This window comes from Chryseobacterium sp. 1B4 (genome assembly GCF_036631475.1).
GTDB lineage: Bacteria > Bacteroidota > Bacteroidia > Flavobacteriales > Weeksellaceae > Chryseobacterium.
This window is the reverse complement of the sequence record NZ_JAPNUF010000006.1, coordinates 477,200-490,740: the sequence shown is the minus strand read 5'-3', so window position 1 is coordinate 490,740 and position 13,541 is coordinate 477,200. Positions and strand designations below refer to the sequence as shown.

The 13,541-nt window shown below is 36.0% G+C and carries 7 protein-coding genes and 2 pseudogenes; 2 read left to right on the top strand and 7 right to left on the bottom strand.

Translation table 11 applies throughout. The features are described from left to right. Positions 1–409 precede the first annotated feature (409 nt). The 6 genes and pseudogenes from recG to OWR28_RS08335 all read right to left on the bottom strand — a co-directional run bounded on the left by recG (position 410) and on the right by OWR28_RS08335 (position 9,342). Positions 410–2,495: pseudogene (recG, locus tag OWR28_RS08360) on the bottom strand (ATP-dependent DNA helicase RecG). A 393-nt stretch (positions 2,496–2,888) separates the two neighbouring features. After that, the gene (locus OWR28_RS08355) at positions 2,889–3,179 is read right to left on the bottom strand and encodes a thioredoxin family protein (protein WP_332386234.1); all 291 of its coding nucleotides are present in this window, start codon (positions 3,177–3,179) and stop codon (positions 2,889–2,891) included. Positions 3,180–3,220: 41 nt separating this feature from the next. Next, positions 3,221–4,729, bottom strand: a pseudogene (locus tag OWR28_RS08350) (peptide MFS transporter). Between the two features lie 19 nt (positions 4,730–4,748). Then, positions 4,749–5,744 (bottom strand): PDDEXK nuclease domain-containing protein, encoded by a 996-nt coding sequence (locus OWR28_RS08345; protein WP_332386233.1) that lies wholly within the window; start codon positions 5,742–5,744, stop codon positions 4,749–4,751. A 57-nt stretch (positions 5,745–5,801) separates the two neighbouring features. Beyond that, positions 5,802–7,556 carry a peptide MFS transporter gene (locus OWR28_RS08340; RefSeq protein ID WP_332386232.1) on the bottom strand — a complete coding sequence of 585 codons (1,755 nt, stop codon included), beginning with the start codon at positions 7,554–7,556 and terminating at the stop codon, positions 5,802–5,804. Positions 7,557–7,686: 130 nt separating this feature from the next. Then, the gene (locus tag OWR28_RS08335; protein ID WP_332386231.1) at positions 7,687–9,342 is read right to left on the bottom strand and encodes a peptide MFS transporter; all 1,656 of its coding nucleotides are present in this window, start codon (positions 9,340–9,342) and stop codon (positions 7,687–7,689) included. A 266-nt stretch (positions 9,343–9,608) separates the two neighbouring features. On the opposite strand from OWR28_RS08335, the gene OWR28_RS26915 reads away from it, so the two are divergent. Continuing rightward, complete coding sequence (locus OWR28_RS26915) at positions 9,609–9,791, top strand: bacteriocin-like protein (RefSeq protein ID WP_433987282.1); 183 nt, start codon at positions 9,609–9,611, stop codon at positions 9,789–9,791. A gap of 634 nt (positions 9,792–10,425) precedes the next feature. Beyond that, complete coding sequence (locus OWR28_RS08330; protein ID WP_332386230.1) at positions 10,426–11,232, top strand: GLPGLI family protein; 807 nt, start codon at positions 10,426–10,428, stop codon at positions 11,230–11,232. 125 nt (positions 11,233–11,357) lie between these two features. Here OWR28_RS08330 and OWR28_RS08325 read toward each other — a convergent pair whose 3' ends face one another. Continuing rightward, entirely contained in the window at positions 11,358–13,487 is a 2,130-nt protein-coding gene (locus tag OWR28_RS08325; protein WP_332386229.1) for a S9 family peptidase, read from the bottom strand. Positions 13,488–13,541 lie beyond the last annotated feature (54 nt).

The window sequence follows — 13,541 nt, the reverse complement described above, 5'->3', positions numbered from 1 at the left end:
GTAATTGTTTCTATAACAAAATTATATAAATCACGATGTTAGTAACAAAATGAATTATAATAATTTTCCAATTTTAAAGCACAGAAGATCTTTAAACAAAACGGTACAATCATGAAAACTCAATAAGTAGTTGGAGGTATTTTTATTCGTTTCATTCCCTCATCTCCATCGAAACACAGTTAGTTTTTATAATAAGCAAGTTGGAAAAAATAATTCATTTTGTTTTTTTATAATTTATTTTAATAGTTGTGGCTTTGACTCCATCATTATTATATAAATATTTTCACACCACATCACAAAATATTAAGTCTAAACTATTAAAATAAATTTTTTACAGAGAGCAAAAAGTAATTTCTTCTAAATAACAGTTTTATAAGGGGCCGCAGGAAAATCTTTTTCTGCGGTTTTTTTATGATATTTTACTCCACTTATTTTTTCCTTTATAATATCTGATGTAATAATTTTTGATGATCTGATTATCAGTTCTGGATAGCATGGGATCCGCTTCCAGTATTTTTTCCACCGTATTTTTTGTTGTTTTAATGATCGCTGAATCATGAATGAGATCTAATCTTTTGAAATCCACCACGCCACTTTGCTGGGTACCCAGTATATCCCCCGGACCGCGCAGCTGCATATCCACTTCAGAGATTTTGAACCCATCATTGGTCTCAGTCATAGTCTTGATACGCGTTCTGCTTTCTTTTGATAATTTATCGGAAGTCATCAGGATACAGTAACTCTGTTCTGCTCCTCTTCCTACACGTCCTCTGAGCTGGTGAAGCTGTGAAAGCCCGAACCTTTCTGAGCTTTCGATCACCATTACGGAAGCATTGGGAACGTTTACTCCTACTTCAATAACCGTTGTAGCAACCATTATCTCAGCTTTTCCTGAAGCAAAATAAGCCATGGCAGCATCTTTTTCATCCGGTTTCATTTTTCCGTGAAGCATCGTGACATTGTATTCGGAGAAATAATCCATGACATGCTCCAAACCTTCCATCAGGTTTTTATAATCCAGGGTTTCGGATTCTTCAATCAGAGGATATACAAAATAAACCTGTCTGCCTTTTTTAATTTCATCTTTACAGAAATTATAGACATACAGCCTGTCTTTTTCACGTCTGTGAGCTGTAATAATGGGTTTTCTTCCCACTGGCATCTCATCAATCACAGAAACATCAAGATCAGAATAAAAACTCATGGCCAGGGTTCTTGGAATAGGAGTGGCTGTCATCACCAGAATATGAGGCGGAATCTTATTTTTAGCCCAAAGTTTTGCCCTTTGAGCAACACCGAATCTATGCTGCTCATCGATAATGGCTAATCCAAGATTTTTAAATTTAACCTTATCCTCTAAAACAGCATGGGTTCCGACTAAAATTGAAAGCGCACCATTTTCCAGTTCTTCATGGATAATTCTTCTTTCTGCGGCCTTGGTAGAGCCTGTAAGAAGGCGGATATTGATTCCTGTTTTTTCCAGCAGTTCCTTAATTCCATTATAATGCTGCTGGGCAAGAATTTCAGTTGGAGCCATCAGACAGCTCTGAAAGCCGTTGTCCATTGCAATAAGCATGGTAAGAAGTGCCACCATTGTTTTTCCTGATCCTACATCTCCTTGTAAAAGCCTGTTCATCTGGATCGGCCTTTTCATATCCATCCGGATTTCCTTTAAAACTCTTTTTTGTGCGTTGGTAAGATCAAAAGGAAGGTGATTTTCATAAAAGTCATTAAAATGATCTCCGATAATGGGAAAAGGATTACCATGAGACTGTGTTTTATGATGAAGTTTCTTTAAGCCGTATCCTAGCTGAAAGAAAAATGATTCTTCAAATTTCAATCTGTAATCCGCTTTATCAAAATGTTCCTGGTCTTTTGGGAAATGAACATTCAGGAAAGCATGCTGTCTGGACATGAATTTGAATGTCTTCATCAGATATTCCGGAAAATTTTCCTCGATAAGACCCGGAATCTCTCTGCAGATATTTCTTAAAGCATTCTGAAAAAATCTTTGGTTTAATCCTCTTTTTGTCAGTTTTTCAGAGCTTGGGTATATCGGTTTCAGGCGGGTGTCACCTTCTTTTTTTCTTCAGCCTCTATTTCCGGATGCGGCATGGAAAACTGGCGGTTGAAAACATTGATCTTTCGAAAATATAAACCTCCTTGTTGATCGGAAGCTGATCTTTCAGCCACTTGGAATACTGAAACCAAACCAGATCCATACTGCCGGTATCATCATTGAACTTTGCAGATAATCTCTTGGTTTTACCCGTCTGGATTTCCTGCACCTGAGTGATTTTTCCTTTCAGCTGTATTTCCTGACTGCTTTCCTGCTGAAGCTGGGATATTTTATAAATTTTACTTTTATCCAGATAGCGGATAGGATAGAAGTTCAGCATATCTTCTACGGTAGACAGGCCCAACACGTTTTTAATGAGTTTGGCTCTCTCCGGACCTATTCCTTTTACGTATTCTATGGAAGTTTCTAAAGTCATTTTTTGATTTGTAATCTGGTTTCAACATCTCCAGATCTATATGAAAAAACAAAGGTCCGAATTTCGGTAAAATAAAAAAGACTTCCAAAAAATTGAAAGTCTGTATAATGAATTTTTAGAATTGGACCCGAAAAAGCCGGTTTAAATTCTGAATTAATCTTTGATTTTAGATTTGAACTTTTCTGGTAGTCCTCCCATTGTTCCCTGGTCTTAATCTTTTTGAATACATCTTTTGAGATCAGTTCCAGATAAGGCTCCAGTTCTTTGGCAGACAATTCTCCCTGAAGAATAGTGATAGGATCTCCATGTTCATCCAGAAATACGGTGCTTGGAACAGCGCCTACATTCATGTATTGTGTAAACTCATGCAGAGAATTTCTTCCTTTTTTATGTTCAGTATTTGGGTTGGAAAATGTTCTTCCAAAATCTCAATACTCTTTTTTCTTCTGCGTTGAACTTTACAGGATAGTAATTCTCATTCAGATTCTGTGCAATTACTGAATGCCCGTATGTTTTCTTATCCATAATCTTGCAGGGACCACACCAGTCTGCATAAAAATCAATAAGTATCTTCTTGGGATTTTCTTTCTGAGCTTTTAAAGCTTCCTCAATGGTCATCCACTTTACCTGGGCAAAGTGAAAATTTAATAGAAGTAAGAGAATTATGCTTAAAATTTTCTTCATATTGTGATATTTAGGTAAAAATAAGCATAATTACTTATTTTCTATTTTACATCCTGCATTAATTTTTTCACGTACGGAGATATCAAAATTAATACCACTCCGGCAATTACCGCATACAATCCCAATTGTTTATATCCATCAGTATAAGTGATCAAAGCATCATAGTTGCTGGAACCTCCTTTTGATGTAGCAAGGCTGGCTCCGATAATCCCTGCAACATACTGTCCATACGCTGAAGCAAGGAACCACATTCCCATCATCATTCCCTGAAGATTCTTGGTAGAAAGCTTTGTCATGATAGATAACCCGATAGGAGAGAGGCATAATTCTCCAAGGGTAATGATTAATAATGCCAGCGTGAAGAAGTTCAATGAAGTAATCCCTGAAGATCTGCAAATAGTCTGGTTGCAAATAAGACATAATATCCTAATCCCAGGAAAATAAATCCTAATCCGAATTTGATAATAGTGTTAGGCTCAATCTTTCTTTTGTTCAGCCAGATCCAAAGGAGACCTACAAGCGGAGCAAGGAAAATAATGAAGAATGCTCCCCCTGAGTTATTAACGCCATTAGGATCTAGTCCGAAAAGGTCTTTGTTCAGGTTCTTGGCGGCAAAAATGCTTAAAGAGCCGCCACTTTGCTCGTAAATTCCCCAGAATATGATGGAGAAAATAATGAAAACCAAAGCAGCCCAAAGCTTTTTACGTTCAGAAGCTGTTACTTTAGACATTTCATAGAATAAATAGATTAAGGTCAGTGGTCCGATTGTCCACATAAAATAATCCGTATATTCTGTTTTAGCAACCATTGTCATAATGATAGGCACAAAAACCAGTGACAGTACATATACGCCATATTCTTTCCATTTTGGTATTGGAGCTGTTTTTGTTTCTGCTAAAGGGTGCCCCGGCTGTAACCCGATAGTACCTAATGTTCTTTGTGTAAATACAAAGTTAATTAAGCTTACTACCATTACGATTGAAGCCAGTCCAAAAGCAATATGCCATCTCATTTCTTCTGCAATAATATTGCTTAAAAATTCTCCTTTACCAATAGCAATGCATAAATAACCACCCAGCAATGCGCCAAGGTTAATCCCTGCATAAAAGTGAAAAACCTGCATCAGCTCTTGAATCATTGGGTTTATAAAGCTGCCCCACCATTGAAGAAATATTAGGTTTGAAGAAACCTGTTCCTACTACGGTGAAAGCTATTCCCAGGAAAAAGAATTTATGGGGATCGGTAGCAAGAATTAAACTTCCTACGATCATCAGAAGACCTCCCCAGAACAGGGACTTTCTGAATCCTAAAATTTTATCGGCAAAAAGGCCTCCTACAAAGGTAAAGGCATATACGAACGCTTGTGTGGCACCATATTGAAGGTTGGCTTCTTTTTCATGGAAATTAAGCTGTGAGATCATGAAGAAGACCAGCATTCCACGCATTCCGTAGAAACAGAAGCGTTCCCACATTTCAGAGAAAAACAGGCTCCAGATCTGTCTGGGATATTTTCCTTTGAAATTTTGTATTTCATCTAAAGTTAAGCTCATAATGATATATGATTAAGTTCTAATTAGGGTTTTTATTTTCCTGATCCAGCTCAAAACGGATTCTGTCCTGGTCAATAATTTGTTTTAATTCTTCTTCTTTTGGGAGGTACAGCAGGTATTTGCTGGCAAATAAATTGTTTTTATCATTCAAAACGGAATATTTTACAATAGTCTCATCCTTTTCTGAGCATAGCAAGATTCCGATGGTTGGGTTATCTCCTTCACCGCGTTTCAGATCATCATACATTCTTACATACATATCAATCTGCCCAATATCCTGATGAGAGAGTTCTCCGGTTTTCAGATCAATGATGACAAAGCATTTTAAGATGTAATTATAGAAGACAAGATCGATGTAGAAGTCCGATGTATCCGTAGAAATATGTTGTTGTCTCGCTACGAAAGCAAACCCTTTTCCAAATTCAAGTAAAAATTTTTGAATATGATCAATAATAGCTGTTTCAATTTCCTTTTCAGAGAATTGTTCATCAGCTTTTAAGCCAAGGAATTCAAAAATATAAGGATCTTTTAAAACACTGTGAATACTTTCTGATGAAGATTTTTTATGTTCTAAAACGCGTTCATAAGCCAGAGAATTGATTTGTCTTTTGAGATCTCTTACATTCCAGTTGTTTTGTACTGCTTCATTCAGGTAATAATGTCTTTTGTCTTTATTATCCTGGGCTGAAAGCAACCTGTAATGGGACCAGCTCAATTGTTGAGACAATGTGTCAACAATTGGAAACGCTGTGTAAAACTTTCGCATATTAGACAAGTTCGTATAATCAAACCCTTTTCCAAATTCTAAGGTAAGCTTCTGAGAAAGTTTTTTCAGCGTATACTTTCCGTATTCTGCACGTTCTTTTCCCTGCTGTTCATCTTCAACAATAAGTTTTCCAATCTGCCAGTAGGTAAGCAGTAGAGTAGAGTTCGCTATCCGAAAAACTTTTTCGCGCGACTGCCTAATGATTTCCTTTACGGATTGGAATAAAGAATCTTCGGAAATTTCCATCATACGAAAATAAAAAAACCTCTGACTTGGCAGAGGTTTTATAATATTTTGTTGATACAATTAGTTTACGCCGTGCATCATTTTCTTTAAGATAGGTGAAATTAAACCTAGAATTACAGCAGCAATACCACAAAGTACTACGAATACCATGAAGAATTCAAATAAGTTATGGATTTCGAATCCTACAAAAGTAGGGTTGTGTAATGGTAATTGAGCTTTATCGAAAGCAGCTACCTGATCCGCTGTAAGGGTTACTTTTTTATCTAAAACATCCTGTAGATTAATACCCATTTCTTCAGCTTTCTTGAATTTATCACCTGTTGCAGGGATAAGTGCTCCTAATGAACCTGCCAATGCATAACCTGCAGCGTTAGAAATAAAGAAAACACCGTACAGTAATGAAGCAAATCTTTTTGGTGCCAGTTTACCAACCAATGATAAACCGATCGGGGAAAGACAAAGCTCACCACATGTCTGGATGAAATATAGTAACATTAACCATTTGATGGCTAATAAACCTGAGTTTCCAAGGTCTTTTACGTTATGAGCAATAATGAAATAAGAAAGAGCGATCAATGCCAGTCCCATTGCTTGTTTGAATGGAGATACCGGTTCTTTTCCTTTAGCTCTTAATTTATCCCAGATTAAACTGAAAGGAACAGCCAGAATAACAACGAAGATTCCGTTGAAGATCTGAACCATTGAAGGCGGCATATTCCATCCGAAAATATTTCTGTCAGTTTGGTTATCTGCGATAAATGTTAATGAAGATCCTGCCTGTTCAAACGCAGCCCAGAAGAAAATAATAAAGAAAGATACAATATAGATTACCCAAATTCTCTGTCTTTCCACCTTATTTTCAGCAGAAGACATAATTAGGAAGGCAAGTGAAATACCGGCTGAATAGATGAACGGATAAATGATTCCTTTGATCAGTTGTCCCATTTCTACAGAATTGAATCCAAACTCACCTACAAGAAGGTATCTGAATACAAAGAATAAAATCACAAATATTCCTCCTGTGATTCCTAAAGCCTGCCCAGAGAATTTGGCAGTCTGTGTTTCTCCTTCTTCAAAGTCAGCACTTGTATTATTTTTTGGCAATCCCCCGATAGGTCTTCCCTCCGGAGTTACCACATATTTATTTTTAAGGATAAAGAATGTTACCGTTCCGATAACCATTGCAATAGAAGCCGCTAAGAATCCCCATTTGAAAGCAAAGATATCTCTTACTCCTGTTGCTGCATCTTTTACGTCTCCTACGTATGGACAGATGAACTGCCCCAGGAATGCTCCGATGTTGATCCCCATATAGAAAATAGTAAAGGCAGAATCCAGCTTGGACTTTTCCTGTTTTGGATAAAGGCTTCCTACCATTGAGGAGATATTCGGTTTGAAGAATCCGTTACCAAAAATGATCACGAATAATGCCAGCCACATGATAAGCTTAGCACTGCCAATATCTGCTGAGAAAGTAGAGGCACTGATGAATAATAGGAACTGGCCGATAGCCATTAACGATCCACCAATGATGATAGCGTATCTGTTTCCGATATATTTATCAGCAATAAATCCTCCCAAAAGAGGGGTTAAATAACATAAAGCTAGAAATCCACCATAGATGATCGCTGCATCAGCTTCTTTTATTAATAAGGAATTTACCATGAAGAGCGTCAAAAGTGCTCTCATCCCATAAAAGTTGAAACGCTCCCACATTTCTGTTCCGAAAAGAACCCATAATCCTTTAGGATGCCTGGAATTCTTATTCTCTACAAATTCATCCGGTTTCGGACTCAATGCTTCAATATTATCCATTTCTATTGTTAATTTTTGTTAAGACTGACAAATATAGTTTATTTTGGGTTTTTGGCAAGGTTTTAATTTTATTTTTAAAAAAAAGCTGCGGAGGACTTCCGCAGCTTGCTAATTTGTATAATATCAAGGATTAATGTCCTTTTTCCTTCATAATTTTGTTCAGTCTTTTCAGCATGGAAAGCCCTAAAAGTGTAGCAAATATTAACAAAGCGAAGTTCACAAGGAAATAATTCGTCTTATTTTCATAATTGTACCATGTGCTTGCCAGAATTCCTGAGAGCTTGTTTCCAACGGAGTTGGCCAGGAAGAAACCTCCCATCATCAGGGCTGTAATTCTTGCAGGAGAAAGCTTGGAAACGAAAGAAAGTCCCATTGGAGAAAGACAGAGCTCACCAACGGTGATTACTCCATAGCTGGCAACCAGCCATAACGGAGATACTTTTACAGCACCATTGTCTCCCGCCATTACTGCTAAAACCATCACCAGACAGGAAAGTCCGGAAATAAAAAGTCCTAAAACAATTTTGGTAGGCGTTAAAGGTTCTTTTCCTTTCCTTCTCAGTAATGCCCAGAATCCTACAATAACTGGCGTCAAAGCAATAACCCAGAACGGATTGATAGACTGGAACAATTCTGTATTGTATAAATAGACTTTATTTTCAGGGTTTTTCTCAAGAGCAGCACGCTGTTCAGGAGATATGTTTTTAAAATAAACATCTTTTCCCATTTCCTTTTTAGTCTCTCCGTTATCATCTTTCTGAGAGCGGAACTGATTATCATATACAGGAGTTTCTTTGTCTTTATAGCTTTTCCCATCTACCATATAGATACCTTCCAATGGCTTTTCAAGAGAGGCCGGAACACTTCTGTCCGTATAATAATTGGCCCATCTTGTTAAGGCTGTACCGTTTTGTTTGAAAACAGCCCAGAAGAACATACTGATCAGAAATACGGAAAGCAATGCGCCGATAGATGCTTTTTCATCAGGTTTCGCTTTAAAGTAAAGGGAAGCATAAAAGTAAATAACAGGGATACATGCAAAAATAAAGGCATCCGTACTGTCACTCCCGAAAATATTATCAGGAATAAACCAGCCTATTGCTCCGGCAATAATAGCAGGAACAAATACTTTGATCAGAATTTCTGAAAGCTTGGTATCACCTTCCTGCACAGGCTTCATCTGTGCTGCGTGGATATAATGTTTTCTTCCGACTGTAAATATAACCATCCCGATAAGCATCCCTACTCCGGCAGTGATAAAAGCTTCACCCCAACCGAATTTATTACGCATGAAAGCCGCAATAATATTACAGATAAATGCCCCGATATTGATTCCCATGTAGAAAATATTATACCCGGAATCTTTATTGGCTTTATAGGGTTCTTCAGAATAAAGGTTTCCTAAGAGTGTTGAAATGGTAGGCTTAAAGAAACCGTTTCCGATAATAATTAACGCCAGAGAGGTATAAAATAAAGGCAAATCCTTAAAAACACCCATTCCTATATATCCTGCAGCCATTAAAAAACCTCCGAGATAAATAGATTTAATATACCCTAACACTCTGTCTGCCAGGAATCCTCCGATGAATGGTGTCAGATAGGTTAAGGCAATATAAGTTCCGAAAATGTCATCAGCAGTTTTATCCGGAAGTCCAAGTCCGCCTTTCATACCCGTAGGCTCAATAACATACAGAACAAAGATTCCAAGAATCAGGTAGTACCCGAAACGCTCCCACATTTCTGTAAAAAACAGATAAGGCAGCCCTTTAGGATGTTTAGTCTTCATATAATCAATTTTCAAATTTCCCAAAAATAGGTTTTTAATTTTAATTGATAAAATAAATAATACATTCACAAATGATAAATGAAATGAATGCAAAATTTTAATTCAAAACGAAGTTTTACATTAATGAAATTAATTTGTATAACCTGTATTTGTTTGATAATTAATGATTTACTTGTATGATTTAATCGGAATAATTCTTTTTTGTGTTCTTTTTTTCTACATTTATATATCGTCAATAATGACACATAATCATTTAAAAAAACATTATGAAGAAATTAAAAAAACTTTCGAGGAAAGATTTGAAAATTATTAAAGGAGAGGCTGCAGGAGATGGTAGCAGTGGAGTGTATTATAAATGCTGCTTTAAAATCATCGATATATGCAGTGAATGTAGATATACAAGTTCTACACCTTTATGTGAAAGCAGGGCTTACCCAGTAGTTTGTTAAATAAATGAGTTTTCTTAACAAAAAAGAAACGTTTAATCATCTTATAGAATTGGATAAGCTGTAAAAAGATCCTTTCTATACAAAGAACACCCTTTCAAATTATTGAAAGGGTGTTCTTTGTATCATAGTAAATCTTTCCAATTGTTTCCTTAGAAAAGTTTGTAGGATGAGTATAAGAATAAAATGAATAATACTTTGCTAAACGATGACTGAAATACATATAAAAATTAAATACATGGTATTAGTTAAAGAATTTTGTATAGATGTACACAATATGTATCAGGAGACAATTTAAAATTACACAAAATATGCAAACCGATTTCTTTATGATAAACGGTTTGTTTCCTAGTTTCGAGATGTCAATATTGACACATAAACATTTATTATGAAGAAATTAAAAAAGATTTCGAGAGAAAAGTTAAAAAGTGGAGCTGGTGATATATGTGCACAATGGGGTCTGGAATGTGGTTTTCATTATACGGTCCAAAACGGACAAGTAGTTGAATCACTAACTCATAATGCTTGTATGTAAACTTAAAAAGTTATTTTATATGAGATGCAGTAATGCATCTCATATTGTTCCTGTGCTTTAATATTTTCATTGAGTTTGTTGAACAAGGACTTAATATTTACTATGAAAAAATTATTATTTATTTTACTTTTTCTTTCAAATATTTTATCTGCACAACTTATTTCGTTTGTTTACGAAATTAAGCATAAGCCAAATCCGGATAAAGAAATTTTTGAAACCGGCAACTATTATCTTGATATAATCGGAGGGCAGTCTGCTTTCCGGTCAAAAAAAGAAAGGTATGCTGATTCATTAATGTTGAAAAACGGATATTGGGAAGGCGGACCAAAAACTTCACTTAATCAGCTTTATATTATTAAGAATTTAATAAATAAAAGTATCATCAAATGTATAACAACTCTATCAATGCATGATTTATATAACATCACTATAAATGATAAGCTAAGTTGGGAGATTCTGCCCGAAAGAATGAAATTGGGAGATATGGAATGTCAGAAAGCCACAGTAAAGTATGGTGAAAGAAATTGGATAGCATGGTTCAGTCATAGCATACCCCTACCGGAAGGACCTTATATATTTCATGGATTGCCAGGATTGATCATAAAGATTTCTGATGATAAAAATGATTATGATTTTAGTTTGATAAAGACTATAAATATTGATAAAAATAAAACGTTTTATTTGAGAAAGGGAAAAGAAATAACCTGGGAAACCTATGAAAAGATACAACGGGATTATTATATGGATCCGTTTGCAGAAATCAAGGCAAGAAATATAAAGTATAAAGTAACTGATGAAAAAGGATATCCGGTGGAAATAAGTTTAAAACAGATGACGGAAAGTATTCAAAAACGAATAAGGGAAAACAATAATCCAATTGAACTCAACCATAAAGTCAATTATAATTAAACAGGCTTTAGATGTTTTAAAACTACCTGAATATAAAAAATGCACTCAGCTGAGTGCACTTTATTCCCTTACTTGATTATATAACCCTTTTTTCTACAATTTTAAAAGGTATTTATAGTATTTTATTATAAGTTATTCAAAATAAAATCCGTCATTTTCTGATACAGCTGTGGTCTTGTCTGTCCACCATAAATTCCGTGGTTTTTATCCGGATAAGCCATGAAATCAAATTGTTTTTTATTTTGAATCAAAGCTTCAGAAAACTCCATTGAGTTCTGGAAGTGAACATTATCATCAGCAGTTCCGTGGATTAACAGGAATTTTCCTTTCAACAGATTCGCATATTCTGTAGGAGAGTTTTTATCATATCCATCAGGATTTTCCTGAGGCGTTCTCATAAATCTTTCCGTGTATACTGAGTCATAATATCTCCAGTTGGTTACCGGTGCTACAGCAATTCCCATCTTGAAAACATCTGCTCCTTTCGTCATGGCCAGACTGGTCATATACCCACCAAAGCTCCATCCGAACATTCCGATTCTGCTTTTGTCAATATAAGACTGGTTTCCGAACCACTTTGCTGCAGTGATCTGATCTTCAATCTCATATTTTCCTAAGTTCATATAAGTTACTTTCTTATATTTTGCTCCTTTGTAACCCGTTCCACGCCCGTCTACACAAGCTACAATATATCCTTTTTGTACAAGGTGATTGAACCACATTGCATTGCCATTATCCCAGGAGTTCGCTACCTGCTGAGATCCCGGTCCGGAATACTGGAACATAAATAAAGGATACTTTTTATTCGGATCAAAGTTCTTAGGCTTCATGATCCAGGCATTCATCTGATCACCAACAGCATTGGGGATCGTGATGAATTCTTTTTCAACAAAATTATCAGCTTTTAACTTCTGTAGCTGTTCGTTGTTGTTCTGAAGTTCTTTCACTGTCTTTCCATTACCATCCTTTAAAACATAAGTATAAGGTCTTGAGGCAGTGGAAGAGGTTTCAATAAAATAATTATAGTTTTTGCTGAAATTGGCAGAGTTGTTTCCTTCCGCATTGGAGATCAGCTGAGCTTTTCCGTTTTCGATATTTACTTTGGAAATTACCTTATTAATGCTTCCTTTCTCGGTCGTCTGAACGTAAATTTCTTTAGATTTTGGATTAAATCCATAATAATCGGTTACTTCCCAGTTTCCTTTTGTAATCTGTTTTTTAAGCTTGCCGTCTTTGTCATACCAGTAAAGGTGGCGGTTTCCGTCTCTTTCAGAAGCCCAGAGGAATGAATCGTCTTCAAGGAATTCCAGAGTAGGGCTGTCTGTGTCGATCCATTTTTCATCCGTTTCAGTGAACAACTTCTGAACAGCTCCTGTTTTGGTATTTACTTTTAAAATGTCTGAAGCATTCTGGATTCTTTCGGAAGTAATTAAAACGATTTCATCCGGTTTTGCTGTCTGGAAGACATTCGGAATATAATAGTTTTTGAAAGAGCCTAAGTTCAGCTGCATTGTTTTTCCGTTGTCAAGACGATATAGCTGTGCAGAAACTACAGAGTTTTTCTCGCCTGCTTTCGGATACTTATAGCGCATTTCAGTCGGATAAAGGGTTTTTCCATAGATCGGGATATAGATTTCCGGAACCTGGCTTTCATCAGACTTTACAAATACAATCGCATCAGAATTCTTGGTCCACTCGTATTGTCTTGCGTGTCCGAATTCTTCTTCATACACCCAGTCTGCCAGGCCATTCAGGATTGAATTCTTTTTACCATCGGTAGTAATCTGTGTGATTTTCCCTGAACCAAGATCCTGATAGAAAAGATTATTGTCAGAAATAAAGGCTACTTTCGTTGCATCAGGCGAGAATGTAGGTTCCTGAACCGGCTTTCCTTCATTCAAGCTGATTACTTTCCCGGATTTTAAATCTTTAACATCAAATTTTCCAAGGAAAGAATGTCTGTAAATAGGCTGGCTTCCCAGCTGTAAAAGGATTTTAGATTCATCATCAGAAAAAATATAGCTTTCAAACTTTCCATCTACAAGATTTCCTTCTTTTTGTGAAGTTTTGTAAGAATATTTTGCAATTCCTGATGGTTCAATAACAAGATAGTTTTCCCCGTTTTTCATGGAAGAGATTCCTGCAATCCCCTTTCCACGGTAATATCCTGAATAAATTTTATCTAAAGTGATTTCCTGCGCCGATACATTTTGAAATACTGCCGCCACAGTAAGAGTTAAGAGTAGTTTTTTCATTTCTAACATTAATGGATTTCAAAGATAATAATTTTATTAAATGTGTAAAAAAGC